We start from the raw sequence: 22,360 nt of genomic DNA, 5'->3' as shown, positions 1-22,360 counted from the left end.
TTATCTGTAGTATTTCCATACAAGCCTCTTTCATGAATACACTTAGTGGAAAGTTATCAAGCAGAATTTGATGGTTAACATTACCTAGGAAGAACTAAAAGAATTGTCAATAAATGATTCTTCCTAAATTGTACTTTTCGGCTTAATTTCGTGTAATGATGCATTTTTTAAGACCAACAATAAAATGACCTGATACATGAAGTATCAGGTCTTAACTATTTATTAATTAGGCCGTTTTCGCAAACTTTGTTGCTATTTACTAAGTAGTGTGTTGTGGTTGATTGCAGCGAGAAGATGCTCGCTTTTTAGCGCGGCGGGCGGTGAGCATCCTCGGCGCAAACACTTGGTATGCGTCTCACATGTCACGTTGCTCCAATCAACCCTAAATAGTTTTCATTTTACAACAATGTCTTAGACAAGAGTCATTAATTATAAAAGTAATTCCTTCAAAATCGCCTTTTGAACATGCAAGCGATTTTCAGCTTGATCGAATACGGCAGAATGTTCGCCATCGATAATGGATGCAGTAACTTCCTCTTCGCGATGTGCTGGTAAACAATGAAGGAAACTGTAATCGTCTTTTGCATATTTAACTAACTCATCATTTACTTGGAATTCTTTAAAAGCAACTAAACGTTCCTGTTGTTCACTTTCTTGACCCATACTCGCCCATACATCAGTATAAACAATATCAGCATCTGTCACGGCTGCAATCGGATCATTCGTAACGATAATCGTTGCTCCAGTTTCCTTTGCAATCTCTTGTGCTTTCTCAACAACTGTTTGATTTGGTTCATATCCTTTTGGAGTAGCAATCGTAAAGTCCATACCGACTTTTGCAGCTCCGATCATAAGGGAATGTGCTACATTGTTCCCATCACCTAAATAAGTTGTTTTTACCCCAACAAACTTTCCTTTTAAACTGTAAATTGTTTTTAGATCAGCTAATGCTTGGCATGGATGAAACATATCTGTTAGTCCGTTTATAACTGGTATGCTTGCATTATTCGCTAATTCTTCTATTTTATCATGGCCAAAAGTACGAATCATAATAGCATCAACATATCTAGACATAGACTTTGCTGTATCAGAAACTGGTTCTCCACGTCCTAATTGTAATTCTTGAGTATTTAAATTTAGTGCATGGCCTCCTAATTGGAGCATACCTGCTTCAAAGGATACACGAGTTCTTGTTGATGATTTTTCAAAAATCATTGCTAATGTTTTACCTTGCAACACATTTTGAATTGGATTTTCTTCAAGCTTAAATGCTTCCTCAATTAAGTTAAGGATTTCTTCTTTGCTGTAATCAAGTAATGTTAAAAAATCTCTTTTTGTTGTCGTTTTCTTCACTTTTAGTCCCACGTTATTCATGGTGTGATCACTTCCTTATTAATTAACTTTTGAATTGCTATTACATCTTCGTCTGAAGCATTGATCGATTCTAAACATGCATAAAAAGTATTAAGGTTTGTAAATAAAACCATACCTTTTTCTATTGCTGTTTGGCGATCAAGTTTTGCCTCTTCAAGAAGTGATACAAAAATTACTTTATCTCCTTCAACCCAAGAAGAAAAATCACTTATACTTACTTGAAGTCCTACTTGCTTAGCTGCTTCAATTGCCTTTGTATTTTCATGATCAAAATAAACACTTGATACATTTTGTAAATCTTTTTGAAAAATCTTTTTGTATACACTTTGAAGATTATGTCCTATACACATACCTTCACCAGTTGCTTTCATTTCCGGTCCTAATGTAATATCGACATCTGGATGAGCATGGCTAGAGAATATTGGATATTTTACAGCTACCCAATCCTTTATTTCAGCTTGTTGAATTGAAAGCTCACTTAACGTTTTTCCACATAGTAAGTAGGTTGCATGTTTAATAACTGGTATTCCTGTTACTTTACTAATAATTGGGGCTGTTCTACTTGCGCGTGGATTTACTTCAAGAACAATGATTTTATCTCCATTTATTAAAAATTGAATGTTCATGATTCCACGATAATTCAGTTTTTTCACGAGAGCATTGGCATATTCTTCGATCACAAGTTTATGTTTTTCGGATATGCTTTGTGCTGGAAGTATCGCTAAACTATCTCCAGAATGAACACCGGCTGGTTCAACATGTTCAATATAAATTGGTATAAATGCATTTTTCCCGTCTGCGATCAGATCAATCTCACCTTCAAGACCTTGTACGAACTGATCAATTAATATTGGGTAAATCATCGTCGTATTTTCAGAAAGTAATGCTGTTAACGTTTCTTCATTATGAACAACAACCATCCCTTTACCGCCGATAACATAAGATGGTCTTAACAGGATCGGATAGCCGATTTCGTTGGCACCTTTTCTTGCTTCTTCTGCATTGTTTGCAGTTAAGCCGGCAGCATGTGGAATCGAAAGTTCGTCAAGTAATTGATAAAATTTGTCGCGATCCTCTAATGCATCTAGAGTCTCAGTATTTGTTCCTAATAATGGTACACCTGCAGCTTCTAATTGCTCCGCAAGATTAATGGCTGTTTGACCACCGTATTGAACGATAACTGAATTAATTTTTTCTGAGTCAACGATATTAAGGACATGTTCGAGTGTGATAGGTTCAAAATAAAGTCGATCAGCTGTTTCAAAATCTGTACTTACTGTTTCAGGATTATTGTTAATCATGATCGCTTCGTATCCTAATTGCTTTAGTGCCTTTATTCCGTGAACAGCACTATAATCAAATTCAATCCCTTGACCGATTCGAATCGGACCTGAACCAATGATTAAGATTTTTTTCTTATCAGATAATGTTGGTTGTTCGTTTTCACCGAAATAAGTTGAATAAAAATAATTAGTCCTTGCTTCAAATTCTGCTGCACATGTATCAACATATTTATAGGAAGCTGTAATTCCATTTTCAAGACGAAGCTTTCTAATATCAGCTTCAGGTGCATCGATTAATGCAGCGATCGTTCTGTCTGAGAATCCTTTTTCCTTCACTTTTGCAAGCAATTCACCATTTAATGTGGAAATGGATTGTTTTTTCACTTGTTGCTCAAGGTCGACAATTTGTTTAAAGCATGATAAGAAGTAAAGATCCATTTCTGTCAATCGATGGATTTCTTCAATTGCCATTCCTCGTCTAATCAGCTCCATAACTGCAAAGAAGCGGCGGTCATCTGTTGTTTTCATTAATTCGATTACAGCATCTGACGGTATTTCCTCGAGCTCTGGTAAATGTGTTCCGATATTATCTAATTCTAATGAATCACAAGCTTTTTGAAGAGCTGCCTCTAGATTTCGTTCGATCGCCATAACCTCACCGGTAGCTTTCATCTTGGTACCGAGCTTGCGATCTGCTTTATTAAATTTATCGAACGGCCATCTAGGAAACTTTACGACAACATAATCTAGTGCTGGCTCAAAACTAGCATACGTACTCATTGTTAAAGGATTTTTTAATTCATCTAATGTATACCCAACTGCAAGCTTTGCTGCAATTTTTGCAATTGGATACCCTGTAGCCTTTGATGCTAGAGCAGATGATCTGCTGACCCGTGGATTTACTTCAATGACATAATATTGCTTGCTTTTTGGATCTAAAGCTAATTGAATGTTACATCCACCGACCACACCAAGAGCTGAAACGATTTTTACAGCAGCTGTTCGAAGCATATGATAATCTTGATCTGTCAAGGTTTGAGATGGAGCGACAACGATTGAATCACCTGTGTGAACACCAACTGGATCAATGTTTTCCATATTACATACAGAAATACAAGTACCCTTATGATCACGAATCATCTCATATTCAACTTCCTTGAAGCCAGCGATGCTTTTTTCAATTAAGCATTGTGTGATAGGGCTTGCCTGTAAGCCACTTTTCACAAGCTTTTGAAACTCTACAGCATTTTCTGCAATTCCTCCGCCTTTTCCACCAAGTGTGTATGCTGGACGGATGATAATAGGAAAACCGATCTTTTTTGAAAACTCAACAGCTTCTTCTAAAGTTGTTACAATGGAGCTTTCAGGGATTGGTTCATTTAAATCGTACATTAATTGGCGAAACTCGTTACGGTCCTCACCTTTTTGGATGGATGCAATCGATGTACCGAGCAGTTGTACACCATATTTTTCTAATACACCTGCATGGTGGAGTTCCATCGCTAGATTTAGACCTGTTTGGCCGCCTAATGAAGCAAGTAAACCATCAGGTTTTTCTTTTTCAATGATTTTCGTTACACTTTCAACTGTTAACGGTTCAAAGTAAAGGACATCCGAAAATTCTTCGTCTGTCATAATAGTAGCAGGGTTGTTATTCACTAAAACAACCTTATAGCCCTCTTCTTTCAAAGCTAAACAGCCTTGTGTACCCGCATAATCAAATTCTGCAGCTTGACCGATGATTATCGGTCCAGATCCAATTACTAAGATTTTTTTGATTGAATGATTTTTAGGCATAAAGTATTTCTCCTTTTGCTGCGGCGACAAGATCTAAAAATTCATCAAATATCCATTCACTATCAGAAGGTCCTGGATGCGCCTCTGGGTGAAATTGTGCTGTTAAAATTGGTAATGTTGCATGTGATAATCCTTCAATTGAATCATCATTTATATGATAAAATCGTGTGTTTAAATCCGTTTTCTTTAAGCTTTCATCAATAACTACATAGCTGTGATTTTGTGATGTCATAAATACTTTCTTCTGTTTTAGATCATAAACAGGCTGATTAGCCCCTCTATGTCCGAATAAAAGCTTCTTCGTTTTTGCTCCAAATGATAAGGCAATTAGCTGATGCCCCAAACAAATTCCCAGGGTTGGATAGGATGAAACGATTTCCTTTATTTGTGAAAAATAGCTTTCAAGCTTCTCTGGATCCCCCGGACCATTTGATAGTAAAACACCATCAGGTTTGAGTTCGGAAACTTTGTTCATCATTTTCAATGGGACGGTCGTAACTTTGCAGCCTCGCTTAACTAGGGATGTAAGAATTGATTTTTTATAACCGAAATCGATAAGTGCAATGTGCTTATCCCCGTCTCCATACGTTTGCATGGATGTTGAAGTAACTTCAAACACTCCATCTTCAAATATCGCACTTGGTTGTTCTTCCTTTTGAAAGGTTTGAGAAATAGTTGCAGCCATTGAACCTTGGCTACGAATTTTTTTCACAACAGAACGTGTATCAATATGGTGAATGATTGGTATATTCCACTTTTGCAAATATTCTTTAAAGCTGTATTGTGCTTCATAATGAGAATATTGTGATGTACATTCATACACTACAACAGCTTTAACTTGTGGTTGTTTACTTTCATCATCACTAATATTGATACCGTAATTCCCGATTAGCGGGTAAGTAAACACAACAATTTGATTCTTATATGATGGATCTGTTAACACTTCCTGATATCCAGTCATTCCTGTAAAAAATACAATTTCTCCGTTAATATCTTGAGGTGATCCATGCTCAAGTTCACCGGTATACACTGAACCATCCTCTAAATGGAGATATCCTTTCATCTGTTCACACCTCGTTTGTCTTAAGTGATAACTGTTAGGGATCTACACTTCCTGCCAGTCATTGTTCATCATTGGATAAATATTAATCATTTGGTATTTTTATTCAAAGTACTGTAAAAAAAATAGGTCTTTATTTTATGCTGTTTTTGGAAACTTGTTAGTCGTGCGGTGTGGTTGATTGCAGCGAGCGGATGCACGATGACCACGGGGCGGGCAGTGAGCCTCCTCGGCGTAAACGCCTGTATGAGACTCACCTGTCCTGCTGCTCCCGCAGGAGTCTCGCAATCCGCTCCAATCAACTTTTAAATAGTTCTCGTATTAAAAGCAACAATCTCTTAGAAAAGAGCCTTATTTAATGAGCAATAATAGATTGCTTATTTTCAGCAAATGTTTGGTTCATGATCTCAACTGCTTCATCTATCTCTTTCGTTGAAACAGTTAAAGGTGGAAGTAGCCGAATGACATTGGGTCCTGCTGATAAAACAAGTAGGTTATTTTCTCTTAATTGATCGATCATTTCACTTACTTGTTCATTACATTCTATACCAATTAGCAAACCTTTTCCACGAATATTTTTAATTTTCGGATGATTACCAATTATATTATATAATTTTTCAATTAGGTAATTACTTTTTTCTTCAACTTCATTTAAAAACTCATTATTTAGGATTTTTGTCATTGTTGCTTTCGCTGCTGCCATGGCAATAGGATTACCACCGAAAGTTGAGCCATGGCTGCCTGCTTGAAAGGTTGAAATCAATGACGATTTACCAATCATCGCACCAACTGGAATTCCATTTCCTAACCCTTTTGCCGATGTAATAATATCTGGTGAAATCCCATAATGTTGATATGCAAATGGTTTTCCCGTTCGCCCAATACCTGTTTGAACTTCATCAATAATTAATAATGCACCAATTCGTTTACATGTTTCAGTTACTTTTTGAATAAATTCTTGTTGAGCTGGTATAACTCCGCCCTCACCTTGGACAACTTCAAGCATAATGGCTGCAACGTCTGTTCCAAGATGATCTAATGCTTCTGTATCGTTATAAGGTAAATAAGTGAATGTTTCAAGCAGCGGACCAAAGCCTTGCTGAATTTTCTCCTGCCCGGTTGCAGACATTGTTGCAAAAGTTCTTCCATGAAAGGATTGAAGAAATGTCACAATATTTGTCTTCCCTGTATGCTTTCTGGCAAGTTTAATCGCTGCTTCGTTTGCTTCTGCACCACTATTACAAAAGAAAACGGCATCTCCATCACTATGTTCAATTAGAAGCTTTGCGACTTCTTCCTGGATTGGCTGATGAAAAAGATTTGACATATGCCAGTACTTTGATAATTGCTCTTGAACGGCAGCCATCACATCGTCATTTGCATGACCTAAGTTACAAACCGCAATCCCTGAGACAAAATCCAAATACTTCTTATCATGTATATCGGTTACCCACGAGCCCTTAGCTTCCTTAACGGTAATATTCCATCTTGCATAAGTAGGAAATAAATAACTCACGATGAGATGACCTCCATTTTTTCAACAATTTTAGTCCCTTTAAAACGATCATTTTCTACAAATGCGCTTTGCCCGCTTACAATCATGACTTCCTGACATATGTCAGAAAGTGTTGCAATGGCAGATTGTACTTTTGGAATCATCCCACCTGTAATAACTTCACTCTCAATAAGTGCTTCAATTTCAGTTGGCGTTATGTTTTCGATTAATTGTTTCTTTTCATCAAGAATTCCTGGAACATCTGTTACAAAAAGGAACTTTTCAGCCCCTATTGCATGCGCAATTGCCGCAGCCGCTAAATCTGCATTCACATTTAATGTTTCATGAGTCTCAGTACGAGCCAATGGTGCAATCACAGGTATATACCCATTTTCCATTAGCAATGAAACCACTTTTTCATTAACTTTTGTTACTTTACCAACTAATCCTAATTTTTCTTTATCTAAAAAAGCAGCTTGTAATAGTTCTCCGTCACTACCAGATAATCCAATTGATTTGAGTCCTTTTTGCTGTAAAAGATTTGTTAGATGCTTATTAATCTTTCCAGCTAGTACCATTTCAGCAATTTCTAAAACTTTCTCTGATGTTTTACGCTGACCGTTGACGAACTCTGTTTCAATCTTTAATGCATTTAACATATTTGTGATATCAGGGCCGCCGCCGTGAACAATCACGACCTTCCAGTTACCATCAATCAAATCTTTTAAACTTTGAAAAAATGATTCTGACAATTGATGAACTGTGCTTCCGCCACATTTTAGGACAACTGTTTTTGACATTTCGATCTCTCTCCTTATGTTCGATAACTCGCGTTAATTTTCACATAATCATAAGTTAAATCGCAGCCCCATGCCTTACCAGCTGCCTCTCCAACACCTAAGTTAACTGATATCTTTATTTGATCGTTTTCTAAATATGCTTTTGCTGTTTCCTCTGAAAAAGCTTGTGGACGATTATCTGTGAATAGGCAAATATCCTCAAGATAGATATCAATCTTTTCTAAATTTACCGAAGCATCACTATATCCGATTGCCCCAATGATTCTTCCCCAGTTTGCATCAGCACCATAAACGGCTGTTTTCACCAAGCTTGAACCAACGATTTGCTTTGCAACAGCATTTGCTTCTTGTTTTGTTTTTGCACCTGTTACTTCAACTTCTATAAGCTTTGTTGCTCCTTCACCATCTTTAGCGATTTGTTTCGCAAGCTCTTCACTGACCATTTGGAAAGCTGCTTTAAACTCATTCCATTGTGGATGTTTATTAGTTAATGGCTCGTTACCTGCTTGACCATTTGCCATAACAAGAACCATATCATTCGTTGATGTGTCCCCATCTACCGTGATCTGATTAAATGACTTATCTGTGATTTCCTTTAATACTTCTTGAAGCGAGCCTGAATCAATATTTGCGTCTGTCGTAACAAATCCCAGCATTGTCGCCATATTTGGATGAATCATTCCAGATCCTTTTGCCGCTCCGCCAATCGTTACGATCTTTCCATCAATCTCAACTTCATAGCATGATGTTTTCATAACTAAATCAGTTGTTAAAATGGCTTGTTGAAAGTTTACTGCTGCGTCTTTCGTTGCTTGAGGTTTTAACTCTGTAATTCCTTTATTAATTTTACTCATGTCTAAAAATTCACCAATGACTCCTGTTGAAGCAACTGCTACATAATGATTGTCAAGATTAAATTGATTTGCCGTTTTTTCTCTCATCTCGTATGCATCTTGCAGTCCTTGTTCACCAGTACATGAATTTGCATTTGCACTATTAACTACGATTGCTTGTAGAATTCCTTCTTTTGCAATACTTTCCTGTGTTACTTTTAATGGTGCTGCTTGAAAGTGACTTTGTGTATAAACAGCCGCACAATTTGCTGGGACTTCACTATAAATAATTCCTAAATCATTTTTAGAATATCGTAAACCCGCATGTACCCCATCTGCAGAAAATCCCTTTGGTGTAATAATCGACCCATCATCAATTTTTGTAATCTTTGAGATTTCTATTGTTTGTAACACAGTTTTTTCCTCCTAAGTTAAGTAGTTTTTATGGATAAATAGGTGCAAAATACAATCCTGTTGTTTCTTCGAATCCGTTCATAATATTAAAATTTTGTACCGCTTGCCCTGCAGCACCTTTCATTAAATTGTCTATGACCGATACAATTGTCACTCTATTTGTTCGCTCATCTACTTTTAAGCCAATATCACAGAAGTTTGATCCGTATACTTCCTTTGTAGATGGAAATTCATTCTTATTGCGAATTCGCACAAAAGGTGAATGTTCATAGAAGCTTTTATATACATCTAGTAAAGCTTCGGTAGAATATGAATCTGTTAAACTTGCATATATAGTAGCCATGATTCCACGTGTCATTGGCATTAAGTGTGTATGAAATGAAATACATGTTACCGCATTGTTTAAAACATGCAGCGCTTGTTCAACTTCTGGTATATGTTGGTGTTCATGTACTTTGTATATTTTTACGTTTTCATTGATTTCTGAATAGTGTGTTGCCTGTGAGGCATTTCTACCTGCACCAGATACACCTGTTTTTGCATCAACAATAATTGACTGCTCATTTACAAGCTTTTGCTTTACAACTGGAGCCAATCCCAAGATCGTTGCCGTTGGAAAGCATCCCGGATTTGCAAGCAGTTTAGCTTTTTCAATCTCAGCTTTATTTAATTCTGAAAGACCATATACAGCTTTTTCAAGTACCGATTCATCTACACAAGGTCGTTTATACCAAGCTTCATATTCGCTTTTCTTCTTCAACCTTAAGTCACCTGATAAATCAATGATCTTAACGTTTGATTCGATAAATTGAGGTGATAGGTTCCTTGATACACCTGGAGGAGTCGCAAGAAATAATACATCCACATTATTTTTCATTTCTTCTACATCGATATTTTTCAGCTTATGATCACTTAATTCATTTAAATGTGGAAACGAATTGATATATGGAACATCCACTTCTGAAGATGAATATAATATACATTCATCAACATGAGGATGTTTTGATAATATGCGATATAACTCGACCCCACCATAACCAGTTGCACCAACAATTCCGACTTTCACCAAATCACCTTCTCTTTAAATAGTTCGTTTTCCTAAATTATTTCTCCATTATAAGTATGTATAAAAATAAAATCAAGTGTATAAATAATATTTTTTCTTTTTTCTAAAAACTCCTTTCATGATAAGAACTTTATACTCTCAAAAGCTAAGTGGAAGAATCATAGATATACAACGGATTGCATATAAGATTCAAAAGCTGATTATCAACGAATTCTCCCTACTCATTAATGCTTTTAGTTTCCATTTCTACATATATGAGCAATTTCCTTTTTTAAGTTAAAAAAATTTTTCTTTTTGACAAATTTTTTTTCGTTCGAAAGATTTTTAATCCTCTTGGTTTTTTTGTATGAATGTTTGTTGGAGTTCGGATTTGATCCAAATGCGGGTCTTTATGGAGGAGTTTTTGATTTCCTTTTTACTTACTGAATTACTTTATTCTACACTTTTTTGGTTTAAAGACAGTTTCATTGGCATAAAAAATCTCTAATCTATACGAAAAAAACCATCAATGAAGGATATCTCATTGATGGCCTCAGGTCTTTAGCGAATTCCTAATGCAATTTTGGCAATTCTAGACATTTTGTCCTTTGTCCATGGTGGACTCCAAACAATATTAACTTCTACTTCCTTTACCTCTGGAATATCGTTAAGAACGGTTTTTACTTGATCAACGATTGTACCTGCTAACGGGCACCCCATTGATGTTAATGTCATTGTAATCGTTGTTAGTCCCTGCTCATCCATGTCTACATCATAAACAAGACCAAGATTTACAATATCAACCCCTAATTCAGGGTCTATTACCGTTTCAAGTGCACCATAAATATTTTCTTTTAATAATTCATCCATCTGATAAATCTCTCCTTCCAATCTTCTTCCAATTATTCTATTTTTAACAGTTGATTAGTAAACTTGTGATATGACATGATACATACCTTATTTTATTTTTTATAAGGCTGATATCTCATACTTTGTTGCTAGTTACCAAGTCGTGCGGTGTGGTTGATTGCAGCGGGAGGATGCTCGCATTTTAGCGGGGCGAGCGGTGAGCCTTCTCGGCGTAAACGCCTGCATGAGTCTCGCTATCTACTCCAATCAACCTAAATAGTTTTCGTTTAAATTCAACAATCGCTTAGAAAAGAGCCTTTTATAAATATCGTTCAAACCAATCAGTCAACGCCAATACACCTTCATGTGAAACTTTATGGCCTGCTATTGGATCTGCAATAAACCTTATTTTTTCAGGTTCCTTTTCATACATTGGTCTAATCTCTTTATAAAATTGATACGTAGGAGCAAATGGAACGGTCTTATCACATTCACCATGCCAAAACAAAAGCGGTCTGTTTTGTAATTTGTCTTTATGTAAGCTTAAATCGAATGGTTCTAATAGGGAAAGCTGCTCAGCAATTTCATCATTTGAAAGCGGAAGGTCTACCCCCTTTTCCTTTAAGAAAGATAACTGACCTTTTAAAAGGGTTGTGTAGCATGGACTTCCCATTAGACTAACAGCAGCTTTTATCCAATCATACTGTGTTAATGCACCTAATGTGGAAATCCCCCCCATTGAAGTTCCTGCTAAGCCAATCCTTTCGGCATCAATGAGATGGTTATGTTCAAAATGCTCTTTTATTGTATTAATTTCTTTAATTTCATTTAGGACAATTTTCCAAAAGCGAAAGCTTAATTCCATTGAATCGTATTGCCGGCTTCTTTCACCATGATACAGTGCTTCTGGTAACACAACTCTTATTCCCTTTTCTGCAAGATAATACGCATAATGTAAATTATTTTCCTTTACACTTTCAAAGCCATGGATAAAAATAACAAAAGGTATTTTTTTATCCTTTTCGGAATGATTGACTATATGTAATAGAGGAATATTTGCAATAGTTATTTTTTCAACAATTACCAAATTAAATGGCCTCCTAATTTATTTTGCCTCAAATTAATAGTAACATGTAGACACTAAACTTGGAAAAAAGATACACTGATAAAAGAACATAATCTTCACTTACTATACTAAATCATATGATGAAAAGGAGACTTTATGGAAACGAACCCTTTCTTAATTGCTCTGGACTTAGATGGAACGCTTTTAAAAGATGATAAAACCATTTCAGACTATTCAAAAGAAATTATTGCAAAAGCAAAAGCGGCCGGACATATCGTTTGTATTGCGACAGGAAGACCATTTCGATCGAGCTCCATGTATTATGATGAATTACAGCTTACGACTCCTATTGTTAACTTTAATGGAGCATATGTCCACCATCCGAAAAATGATCAATGGGGAACATACCATACAACATTGGATTTAAAGGTTGTCAAAGAAATTATTGAGGTTGCCGAAAAGCATAACATACATAATATGTTAGCGGAAATCATTGATGATGTGTATTTCCATTATCATGATGAAAAGCTATTAGATGTGTTTAGCATGGGAAATCCTGAAGTAAAAATCGGTGATTTACGAAAAAATTTAGGTAATGATGTCACAAGTATCCTCATTCACGCTGCTGAGGAAGATGTTGAAAAAATTAGAACCTATTTAACAGAAGTACATGCAGAAGTTGTTGATCACAGAAGATGGGCTGCACCTTGGCATGTCATTGAAATTATTAAATCAGGCATGAATAAAGCAATTGGCTTAGATCGAATTGCATCATATTATCACATTCCAGCTGAGCGGGTTATCGCTTTTGGAGACGAGGATAATGACATCGAAATGCTAGCATATGCCGGACATGGTGTTGCAATGGGTAATGCAATTGATAAAGTGAAAGCTGTTGCAAATAAAAAAACACGAACAAATGAAGAAGATGGAGTTGCTCATTATTTAAAAGACGTATTGTCTCTCTAAAAAAACAAGCGTCTGCCATCATTTAACAACACCTATTATGCACATGTCGACATAAAACGGAACTTGAAGCAGATGAAAAGTTAGCAGCAAAGAAAGGAATTGCCATTTATATATTCCCCCTTTTCGCACACAATAAAACAGACGTTAACAAACGTCACCAAAATTAAGGGGGGCTTTTTTATGGGTAAAAGTAACAAATCTAAACGTTTTGTTCAACAAGGCAAAGATACAGTTACTAAGCACGATGAGAGGTTCCCTTACCGATCAACATTATCAGAATCAGAAGACCGCAAAGCGAAGCAAGCATTCGAAACCTCAATTGGAGGGTTTTAAATGGGTAACCAATTGTTTCAACAAGCGAGAGAATCTGTTGCCTATGCACACTCTGTTGCAACAGGTAATGTGCAAGGTGATAAGTATGAAGCTATTATAAAAGCCAAAAATGCCTTATCATCAGCTTTTGTCAATTCGACTGAAGCTGAACGAGAGCAATTACGTGAGTTTCAACAAGTAATCGAATCGATTTAGAATGTAGGATTGCTCAAAAAGGAGCTGACTTTATTAACGAGTCAGCTCCTTTAATTATTTTATTATTTCAATGGACTCTTTTTTAGTCAATTCCTTGTTGTTAGCGGGGATAATCGATATTTGAACCTTATATACACCAGGTGTAATCTCTTCGGTGGAGTAATCCCATATCTCTTCCCATTTGATACTTTCACCTTGTTTAATAATGGCATATTCTAATGCTTGGGTAAACATCTTTCCTTCAGAATAACGATACACTTCTTGATTGTTTTCATCAGTAATAATAATTTCATACTTTTGACTAGTAGGAAACTCAAGTTTTTTAATTTCATTTGAATGATTTGTTAATGTGATGGCAATTTTAGCCTGGCGATCGATTATATCAACATCTACCTGCATGTCCAGCTTGCCATTTTCATTTTCCACCTCTGCATTACCTGATTCTTCTTTGTTTGCTTCTTCTTTGTCAGTTTCTTCTATTACGTTTTGATTGACTGTTTCCTCAGTAGCTGGATTGTTGGAACATCCACATAAGATCATGAATATCAAGCCAAAAATCATGGTGTATCTAGTCATAAAAGCACCTCTTAGTCTTTTCTAAAGAAGCCGAAAATACCTGTTGTTTGAATGATGTTTGTAAATGCATTAGGATCTACTTCTTTAATAATTCTTTCTAAATCATACAATTCATATCGTGTTATGACAATGATCATCATATCTTTAGGTTCATTTGTAAAGCCGCCTTTTGCTGGAACAGTTGTAATACCGCGAACTAATTTCGAGTGGATGGCCTGTTTTAGTGCCTCCGCTTTTTTAGTGACAACCATAGCCGTTAGCTTGACATGTCTCGTATGGATGGTATCAATTACCCTTGTTGTAGCATATAGGGCAACGAGCGTATATAATGCTTTTTCCCATCCATTTAAAAGACCCGCAGTAAAAATAATGATAGCATTCAACAGAAAAATATAGCCGCCAATCGGCTTATCCTTCATTCTTGATAGAACCATTGCGATAATATCCAGGCCTCCCGTCGAAGCACCATATTTCAATGTAAAGCCAACACCGACGGCTAAAATGACTCCTCCAAAAACAGCATTAAGTAAAATATCATCTGAAAGAGATTGTAATGGGATAAAGCCTAAAAAAACGGTTGTTGCTACAACACTAAGAAAGCTGTATAATGTAAAAGTTTTTCCTACCTTTAACCATCCTAAAATAGCTACTGGAATATTTAATAGTAATAATAATATACCTGTAGAGATGGAAAAATCAGTATAATCGATAATGGCACTTGATAGCAATTGAGCTACTCCGGTGAAACCACTTGAATAAACATCTGCAGGAATGAGAAATAAATTCAAACTTACTGCATTTAATAAAGCACCTAAAAGTACTACAATAATCTTTTTCGTTTCAGATTTAACCATCAATCATCATACCTCCCTGCTTACTTACACTCATTACTGTTGTTTTTCCCAATTTTGCCGAAAATGAACACAAAGATTGTATTTTAACTACTTCATGATTAAACTAAAAAATAAAAGGACACTAAGAAAGCTCTTGATCTTTACATATTAAAAAATGAAATTAAATGAGGTGTTTTTTATGAAAGTACACATCATAGCTGATAGTGCTTGTGATTTGCCAATAGACTATTTTGGGGAACGTAATATTTCGTTTCTTCCACTAAGTGTCGAAATGAACGGGGAACAGTTAAAAGATCAAATAGATATAAAACCAAAGCAAATATATGATGCTATGCGAGAAGGCTCCACGATTAAAACATCACAAGCCTCACCACTTCAGTTTAAGGAAGTATTTACTGATCTTGCTAGCAAAGAAGTACCGAGCCTATATGTAGCTTTTTCTTCAGAGCTATCTGGAACATATCAAACGGCAATGATGATCCGAAACGAGGTCCTTGAAGAATATCCAAACTTCGAACTTACCATTGTCGACTCAAAATGTGCTTCACTTGGACATGGTCTTGCAGTTAAATACGCATCAGACTTATCTGAAAGCGGACGTCCATTGGGTGAAATTGAAGCTGCCGTTAAGGATTACTGCAAGAAAATGGAGCATATTTTTACAGTTGATAATTTAGAGTATTTGGCTCGCGGCGGAAGAATTAGCAAAACATCTGCTTTTGTCGGAGGACTGCTAAATATAAAACCATTGCTGCATGTTGAGGATGGAAAACTCATTCCTCTCGAAAAAATTCGCGGGCGCAAAAAAGTCTTTCGACGAATTATTGAGATTATGAAGGAACGTGGTGTTAACCTTCAAAACCAAACGATTGCTATCAGTCATGGTGATGATCAAGATGCTGCAAATGAAATGAAAGCTATGATCGAAGAAGCTTTTTCTCCAAAAGACATTTATATAAACTATGTAGGAGCAGTTGTCGGTGCTCATGCCGGACCTGGTACCCTTGCCATATTCTTTTTAAACGACACGATTTAAATACACATAGTCGCTATTTATTAGGGAAAGCTAGAGCTATAATCGTTTGAAAGGAGCTCTATCAATGCCTCATACTAGTGATAATGATAAAAAAGCAAAAGATAATAATGCGTTACGTCACGAAAAAAATATGATGCGTGAAAAAAATCGACAACAAGGTGCAAATCAATATTCTAAAAAAACCGATCATAAATAATCTGAAAAGAAAAACTGGGATTTAAATCTAAAGGGTTCAGATAATAGGTATTTCACAGTTAAAACTTAATATCACCTGGGATGATAATTCTTTCGTCATAAAACTAAAAATCGCCACAAACTGGCGATTTTTTGCTTTATTTATATAGGTGTTTTGTCTATCATCAGTTGGATGAAGACCTGTTTGGGCGTGCTTTTATCAAGAATGAACATTCAACGGCTTGATGAAGACCTTTTTGGCATTGCTTTTATCAAGATTGGGCCTTCATTGACTTGATGAAGACCTTTTTGAGCACTTTTATCGAGATTGGGTCTTCATCGGCTGAATGAAGACCATTTTGTGCATACTTTTATCGAATTTAGACCTTCATCGGCTGGATGAAGACCTTTTTGTGCATACTTTTATCGAATTTAGACCTTCATCGGCTGAATGAAGACCTTTTTGTGCATACTTTATCGAATTTGGGCCTTCATTGGCTGGATGAAGACCTTTTTGTGCATACTTTTATTGAATTTGGGCCTTCATCGGCTGAATGAAGACCTTTTTGTGCATACTTTATCGAATTTGGGCCTTCATCGGCTGGATGAAGAACTTTTTGTGCATACTTTTATCGAATTTGGGCCTTCATCGGCTGGTTGAAGACCTTTTTGTGCATACTTTTATCGAATTTGGGCCTTCATCGGCTGGTTGAAGACCTTTTTGTGCATACTTTTATCGAATTTGGGCCTTCATCGGCTGGTTGAAAACCTGTTTGAGCGTGCTTTTATCGAATTTGGACCTTCATCGAATTAATGATGACCTTTTCGGGCTTGAGATATACTTTTAGGTCGATCCTTTATGGACAACCAGGTATTTTCCTAAGTGAAACATATTACATTGTATAGTCAATAAAACTTTATCAAAAAAAAGACGAGCATCAATTCACTCATCTTTTCCTTAAAATGTATTTACTTCTTCCTATAATTTAAATCTTCCAAGAGTATTGTTTAAATCATCCGTTAATTCTCTTAAAGAAATGACCTTTTCAACATTTTTTTCAAAGGCAGCTAATTGTTCAGTTGTTGATGCGGATATTTCTTCATTTCCAGCTGCAGTTTCTTCAACTACTGCACTAATGTTTTCAACAGTGTTTAAAACTTGTTCACCAAATTGTTTGGATTGATTGACTCCAGTTGCTAGTAAGGTCATTCCCTTTATCATTTCTTCTACCTTTGTTCCAATGTTTTCGAACGCTTTTGTCGTTGTTTCCATGGAATCCTGTTGATTTTCAGCAATCAATACACCTTTACGTACAGAATCTGAAATGTGAGAGATCCGCTCTTTCATTTTGGCGACCATTTCAAAAATATGTTTCGTTGAAGATGTTGACTCTTCAGCAAGTTTGCGCACTTCATCCGCTACAACTGCAAAGCCTTTTCCTGCTTCACCTGCACGTGCCGCTTCTATCGCTGCATTTAATGCTAGTAAATTTGTCTGATCAGCGATTCTGCTAACTGTTTTCGCCATATTTTCTATTTCTCCAGCATATTCAGTAAACGCCTTTGTTGCTGAATCAATCGTTTGGCTTGTTTGCATATTTTCTAACATTAACGAATGTTGTCTATCCATTGCATTTTTTCCAGATGTGATGGCAGTAACAGCTTCCTCTCCAAATAATACAGATTGCTCTGATCGATTTACATTTTCTCTAAATTCCTTGTCCATGTGTTCAATCAATGAAACGGCATCTTGTAAATCACTTGAGATCGATTGTGTACCAATCGACATTTCGTTTGTAGAGATCGCTACTTGGTTGCTAATTTCTGTTAAGCCTTTATTTTCTGTTTCAAGATCTTTCGCAAATCCTTCTACATCCTTACTCACAGTATCAATTGCAGAGAGTAATGTTCTTAATTGCTCAACCATTTTCATGAAAGATGTATTCAATTGACCTAATTCATCTTTCGCTTGATAATGGATTTCTTCAACTACTAAATGACCAGTTGATATTTGTTCCGCATTGTGTGCTAACTTTTTCAATGGTCGTGTAATGGAATTTGTCATTAAAATGGCAATGAAAGTCGATAACACAATTAATATCAAACACCCAACAATGGAAGAAATGATAACAAATGAGAGTTGTTTTTTTAAGTTTTCCTGTAAGAGAATATATTGTTCATTTGCATACGCATTGACAAGATATAGGTCGTTCCCTATGCCATCAAGTCGAATTGACTGGCGCTTTACTTCAGCACTTGCCTTGCTTTCTAATGCTGAATTCGCTTGTAATTTCCACTGCTCATATTTCGTAACTAATTTATTAAAAACCGTTTTACTTTTAGGATTTGTGATCTTATTCTTTAATTCTCCTATTAATCTATCGCTTTTTTCTATGCTTGTCAGCACCTCTTGCTTTTGAGCATCAGAAGGTGTAATTGAAAAATTGTTTAAGCCTTGTTTTGTTGTTTGGAACTCGCCGGCAAGCTTTTCGATATTTAATAGAACCGGCACTTGGTCTTTGTTCGATGATTGGATCGAAAGCATATTAATAATGATAAATGCAACAATCAAGATAGCCAATACTAATACAGTAACAGAATTAATAAGTAGTTTTTTCTTTATTGTCATAATGCCCTCCTAGCTGCCACTCGATAGTTTTTCTTTCCAGTCTTCAATCATTTGCAATTGTTCTTGTGTGTATTCTTTTACTCTAAGTGGCGCTAAGTCGACTCCATTATCCTGTATACCTAGAATAACGTTGCCCTTAGGTACTTCACCATCTTTGACAAGCTGTTCTGCAAGTTGGTACAATGCCACATCAACATTCTTTAACATTGATGTAATAACTGCTTTTTCTGCATAATAATATTGATCGCTATCAACACCGATTGCAAAGACTTGATTCTTTTGCGCTTCTTTCAGCATACCGACACCTGTAAATCCAGCTGCTGCATATAAAACATCCACGTCATGACGAATCATATCCCTGGCAATTTTAGCTCCTAATTGATCATTTCCAAAATTACCAGCATAGGTAATCTCTATTGAAATATCTGGTTTGACTGCTTTTGCACCTTCAACAAAGCCCTCTTCAAACTTTTTAATTAGCGGAACTTCGTCTCCGCCAATAAATCCAAGCTTATTCGTTTTCGTTGATATTGCGGCAACCACACCTGCTAAATAGCTGCCTTGATCTTCTTTAAATGTAATAGACGTTATGTTATTAAGTTCTGAAACAGCGTCTATGAGAATAAATTGCTGTTTCGGAAATCGTTTTGCCACCTTTTCAAGGTCAGCCTGAACCATAAAACCTAGACCAACAACAATGTCATTGCCATCTTTCACTAAGTCTACTAACCCTTTTTCATATGTACCTGGTTCTTGAAGCTCGCGATAATCAAATACAATGCCTAATTCATCTCTTGCTTTTACAAGTCCATGAAAAGCTGAATCACTAAACGATTGATCTCCTAACCCTACATCTGAGAGCATAATACCTATTTTCACTTTTTCATCTACTTTACTTGCCACTTCTTGTTGTGAGCATCCAGTAATGACAAGGATCAAACAAAAAAATAATATCGATATTATTTTTTTACAATACATTTTAAAACCTCACTTTATATTTCTTTATACTTTCAATGTATTTATCGGCATGATTCTTTTCTATTTCATCATTATGTCAAAATAATTTTTTCAAAAGACTATTTTCGCATACTTTGTTGCTTTTCAATTACATTTACACGAATAACCTGGATTGATTTCCGCCCGCGGGTACTCGCATTCCGCGGGCGGTCTCAGGAGCCTCCTCAGTGCTTTTGCACTTCCAGGGTCTCCTAAGGCACACTTCTCCCGCAGGAGTCTCGCATATTTACAACAATCAACAGCTGTTCGTATTTTTTACTTACCAACAATCTTTACGAAAAGAGCCTCAAAATCATTTTCCAAGGAGACAAAAACCACATAAATATAGTTGTATCATCTACGAATGCCAGGCGAGACCTTGAGAGTTAAATCAGAAATATGTTTCTTAATAAAAAAACGGCCCTCACTTCTTAAGCAGAAATGAAAACCGTTTTGATTTATTTACTTATGAGTCAGACTGTTCATTAAAATACGTCCAGCCCTCTTTTTGATAAACTCTACCTTGCTTCATTAAATGACCAAGTGCTCGTTTAAATGCTGCTTTACTCAATTGAAATCGTTCTTTAATATCTTCTGCATCACTTTTATCGGAAAAAGGCATGGCACCGCCTCTTTCTTGCATGTAAGCATATATTCTTTCTGCATCAACGCTTAATGCCTCATGCTTACGTGGTAGTAGGGATACATTGACAGTACCATCTTCCTTTACATCAATTACACGTCCTGTCACTGTCTCCCCTAATCGCGGTTCAACCGTTCGCTGTGATGAATGAATAAAACCCTTATACCCTTCCTCTGTCAAAATAAAAGATCCGGCAACGATCATTCGGTACACAGTTCCTGTCACTTCTTTATTAAATACTGCTCGATCAGCATCTTTAAAGTATGGTTCAACAATTTCCTCTGTGGCCAGCCTTACAAAGAATCGGCCATTTTTCGATACTTTCAAAGTACAAAAAAGCTTGTCACCTGCTTCAGGCCATACTTCTCTTAAATATGGAAGATGATCTTTCGCAACAAGTGCATCCTTGCTTAACCCAATGTTAACAAATGCCCCCATGTCATCTACTACATCTACTACTTCGACCCAAGCATATGTATCCTCTGTTATAAGCGGTTTTTTCATGGTCGCATATAACCTGTCCTCAGCATCTAATACGAAAAAGACTTCAAGCTTCTCCCCTACCTCTATTTCACCAACGACTTCATTATTATGTAAAAGTACACGTTCATTTCCATCCGTTAAAAAATAGCCATAATCGACTTTTTCATCTATTGTTAATGTTGCAAAAGTTCCTGGCATCATAAAATTGTCATCTATCCTTTCTTCTACCATTCTTTAGTATGTTTCGTTCAAATAAATAGTGTTTAACTATAACATAGTTACCCTCTATTAGCGAATCGCTTAACAATCACGTTGTAAATAGTTGTGATCATTGTTTTATTTTACTATAATCTAACCATATTATATACGTAATGGAGGATGATTATGGCGAAAGATAGTTCATTTGATATCGTTTCAAAAATTGAATTTCCAGAAGTAACAAATGCAATCAGTATTGCCCTGAAAGAAATTGCAACACGTTATGACTTTAAAGGAAGTAAAAGCAATATTTCATTAGAAAAAGAAGAGCTTGTTTTAGTGTCTGATGATGAATATAAGCTTGACCAATTAAAAGACGTCTTACTTTCAAAATTAATTAAACGTAATGTACCAATAAAAAATATTTCGTACAAAAAGATTGAAAATGCTTCAGGCGGTACTGTTCGCCAAAGAGCCGAATTAGTTTCGGGCATTGATAAGGATAATGCGAAAAAAATCAACACGATCATTAAAAATAAAGGATTAAAAGTGAAAACACAAATTCAGGATGATCAAATCCGTGTAACAGGAAAAAGCAGAGATGACCTTCAGGCAGTAATCGCTGCAATTAGGGAAGCAGATTTACCAATAGATGTTCAGTTCATTAACTATCGATAAAGCAAACACGGAGTGCCTTGTTCAGCATGGCCATATATAAGAATCCCTGGACTTCGCTAAACGTCAAAGAACCCAAAGACAGTTTCTACAACACTATTGCAGAAACTGTCTTTTTTAAGATTGCCCTTAAAAAAACGAAAAATGAATGTAAATTTAACCAAAATATCATTTACCTATTGATATTTTTCAAAATATTAGATAAATTAGGTGTAATACATTTTTAGAAATGCGCAAGCGATTTGTTAAAGAACAATTTTAAAATACGTTAATTTCATATCTTATCAAGAGAAGCTGAGGGACTGGCCCAATGACGCTTCAGCAACCGGTCAATTTCGAGTGTAGGTTTGGTGTATTGAGTGTTTTAAACACTGCATCTTCCTCCTCCAAAGGCCAAGGTGCTAATTCCAGTCAAGCATAGTCGATGCTTGAAAGATAAGGAGAAGCTTAGAATCATTCAGCCTTCTTCAAAAGAAGGCTTTTTTATTTGAATGAATAGGAACGGGAACTGCTAACATTTTATGAAGTCGACAAGATTGGTTCATGGCATAAATTCAAGGAAGGCTTGCTCGTTCCACCCTTT

20 protein-coding genes and 1 riboswitch are annotated in these 22,360 nt (G+C 36.1%); of the genes, 6 read left to right on the top strand and 14 right to left on the bottom strand.

Going from position 1 to position 22,360, the window contains the following annotated elements; all coding sequences use genetic code 11:
* Nucleotides 1-429: 429 nt before the first annotated feature.
* The 9 genes from argF to GMB29_RS04780 form a co-directional block, all read right to left on the bottom strand.
* Nucleotides 430-1,374, bottom strand: a complete 945-nt coding sequence (argF, locus tag GMB29_RS04820; protein ID WP_136355220.1) for an ornithine carbamoyltransferase — start codon at nucleotides 1,372-1,374, stop codon at nucleotides 430-432.
* Nucleotides 1,371-4,454 carry a carbamoyl-phosphate synthase (glutamine-hydrolyzing) large subunit gene (locus GMB29_RS04815; protein WP_136355222.1) on the bottom strand — a complete coding sequence of 1,028 codons (3,084 nt, stop codon included), beginning with the start codon at nucleotides 4,452-4,454 and terminating at the stop codon, nucleotides 1,371-1,373. The genes argF and GMB29_RS04815 overlap by 4 nt, the downstream gene beginning before the upstream one ends.
* Nucleotides 4,447-5,517 (bottom strand): carbamoyl phosphate synthase small subunit, encoded by a 1,071-nt coding sequence (locus tag GMB29_RS04810; protein ID WP_136355224.1) that lies wholly within the window; start codon nucleotides 5,515-5,517, stop codon nucleotides 4,447-4,449. Before GMB29_RS04810 ends, GMB29_RS04815 begins: the two co-directional genes overlap by 8 nt.
* Nucleotides 5,518-5,869: 352 nt before the next feature.
* Entirely contained in the window at nucleotides 5,870-7,030 is a 1,161-nt protein-coding gene (locus GMB29_RS04805) for an acetylornithine transaminase (protein WP_136355227.1), read from the bottom strand.
* A complete protein-coding gene (gene argB, locus GMB29_RS04800; RefSeq protein ID WP_136355229.1) occupies nucleotides 7,027-7,809 on the bottom strand; it encodes an acetylglutamate kinase in 783 nt (260 codons plus the stop codon). Before argB ends, GMB29_RS04805 begins: the two co-directional genes overlap by 4 nt.
* A 14-nt stretch (nucleotides 7,810-7,823) precedes the next feature.
* Nucleotides 7,824-9,056, bottom strand: coding sequence for a bifunctional ornithine acetyltransferase/N-acetylglutamate synthase (gene argJ, locus GMB29_RS04795; protein WP_136355231.1), 1,233 nt, complete (start codon nucleotides 9,054-9,056; stop codon nucleotides 7,824-7,826).
* A 28-nt stretch (nucleotides 9,057-9,084) separates the two neighbouring features.
* Nucleotides 9,085-10,122: an N-acetyl-gamma-glutamyl-phosphate reductase gene (argC, locus tag GMB29_RS04790; protein ID WP_136355232.1), complete on the bottom strand. Its 1,038-nt coding sequence runs from the start codon at nucleotides 10,120-10,122 to the stop codon at nucleotides 9,085-9,087.
* Nucleotides 10,123-10,662: 540 nt separating this feature from the next.
* A complete protein-coding gene (locus GMB29_RS04785; RefSeq protein WP_136355234.1) occupies nucleotides 10,663-10,971 on the bottom strand; it encodes a metal-sulfur cluster assembly factor in 309 nt (102 codons plus the stop codon).
* A 298-nt stretch (nucleotides 10,972-11,269) separates the two neighbouring features.
* The gene (locus tag GMB29_RS04780; protein WP_136355236.1) at nucleotides 11,270-12,037 is read right to left on the bottom strand and encodes a prolyl oligopeptidase family serine peptidase; all 768 of its coding nucleotides are present in this window, start codon (nucleotides 12,035-12,037) and stop codon (nucleotides 11,270-11,272) included.
* A gap of 135 nt (nucleotides 12,038-12,172) precedes the next feature.
* On the opposite strand from GMB29_RS04780, the gene GMB29_RS04775 reads away from it, so the two are divergent.
* From GMB29_RS04775 to GMB29_RS04770, 3 genes are all read left to right on the top strand, one after another.
* Nucleotides 12,173-12,985: a Cof-type HAD-IIB family hydrolase gene (locus GMB29_RS04775; protein ID WP_136355238.1), complete on the top strand. Its 813-nt coding sequence runs from the start codon at nucleotides 12,173-12,175 to the stop codon at nucleotides 12,983-12,985.
* A gap of 180 nt (nucleotides 12,986-13,165) precedes the next feature.
* The gene (locus tag GMB29_RS26885) at nucleotides 13,166-13,318 is read left to right on the top strand and encodes a hypothetical protein (protein WP_168733880.1); all 153 of its coding nucleotides are present in this window, start codon (nucleotides 13,166-13,168) and stop codon (nucleotides 13,316-13,318) included.
* Entirely contained in the window at nucleotides 13,319-13,513 is a 195-nt protein-coding gene (locus tag GMB29_RS04770; protein WP_136355240.1) for a DUF3813 domain-containing protein, read from the top strand.
* A gap of 54 nt (nucleotides 13,514-13,567) precedes the next feature.
* Here the strand turns inward: GMB29_RS04770 and GMB29_RS04765 are convergent, their stop codons facing one another.
* Together GMB29_RS04765 and GMB29_RS04760 are read right to left on the bottom strand one after the other, a co-directional pair.
* On the bottom strand, nucleotides 13,568-14,089 hold the full coding sequence (locus GMB29_RS04765) for a BsuPI-related putative proteinase inhibitor (protein WP_136355242.1): 522 nt from the start codon (nucleotides 14,087-14,089) through the stop codon (nucleotides 13,568-13,570).
* An 11-nt stretch (nucleotides 14,090-14,100) separates the two neighbouring features.
* Entirely contained in the window at nucleotides 14,101-14,943 is an 843-nt protein-coding gene (locus tag GMB29_RS04760) for a YitT family protein (RefSeq protein ID WP_136355244.1), read from the bottom strand.
* 178 nt (nucleotides 14,944-15,121) lie between these two features.
* Here GMB29_RS04760 and GMB29_RS04755 point away from each other — a divergent pair, with 178 nt between their 5' ends.
* Together GMB29_RS04755 and GMB29_RS04750 are read left to right on the top strand one after the other, a co-directional pair.
* A complete protein-coding gene (locus tag GMB29_RS04755) occupies nucleotides 15,122-15,979 on the top strand; it encodes a DegV family protein (protein WP_136355246.1) in 858 nt (285 codons plus the stop codon).
* Nucleotides 15,980-16,043: 64 nt separating this feature from the next.
* Nucleotides 16,044-16,175 (top strand): DUF3941 domain-containing protein, encoded by a 132-nt coding sequence (locus GMB29_RS04750; protein WP_136355248.1) that lies wholly within the window; start codon nucleotides 16,044-16,046, stop codon nucleotides 16,173-16,175.
* A 957-nt stretch (nucleotides 16,176-17,132) separates the two neighbouring features.
* Here the strand turns inward: GMB29_RS04750 and GMB29_RS04745 are convergent.
* From GMB29_RS04745 to GMB29_RS04735, 3 genes are all read right to left on the bottom strand, one after another.
* Entirely contained in the window at nucleotides 17,133-18,782 is a 1,650-nt protein-coding gene (locus tag GMB29_RS04745) for a methyl-accepting chemotaxis protein (RefSeq protein ID WP_155443833.1), read from the bottom strand.
* A 9-nt stretch (nucleotides 18,783-18,791) separates the two neighbouring features.
* Complete coding sequence (locus GMB29_RS04740) at nucleotides 18,792-19,760, bottom strand: BMP family lipoprotein (RefSeq protein ID WP_136355250.1); 969 nt, start codon at nucleotides 19,758-19,760, stop codon at nucleotides 18,792-18,794.
* 484 nt (nucleotides 19,761-20,244) lie between these two features.
* Complete coding sequence (locus GMB29_RS04735) at nucleotides 20,245-21,105, bottom strand: CvfB family protein (RefSeq protein WP_136355252.1); 861 nt, start codon at nucleotides 21,103-21,105, stop codon at nucleotides 20,245-20,247.
* A 183-nt stretch (nucleotides 21,106-21,288) separates the two neighbouring features.
* Here GMB29_RS04735 and GMB29_RS04730 point away from each other — a divergent pair, with 183 nt between their 5' ends.
* Nucleotides 21,289-21,780, top strand: coding sequence for a YajQ family cyclic di-GMP-binding protein (locus GMB29_RS04730; protein WP_136355254.1), 492 nt, complete (start codon nucleotides 21,289-21,291; stop codon nucleotides 21,778-21,780).
* 275 nt (nucleotides 21,781-22,055) lie between these two features.
* Nucleotides 22,056-22,219: riboswitch (SAM riboswitch) on the top strand.
* Nucleotides 22,220-22,360 lie beyond the last annotated feature (141 nt).

The sequence above is a fragment of the Metabacillus sediminilitoris genome (assembly GCF_009720625.1).
Classification (GTDB): Bacteria; Bacillota; Bacilli; order Bacillales; family Bacillaceae; genus Metabacillus; species Metabacillus sediminilitoris.
The sequence above is the reverse complement of the archived record's forward strand: the minus strand, read 5'-3'. Positions and strand labels throughout refer to the sequence as shown.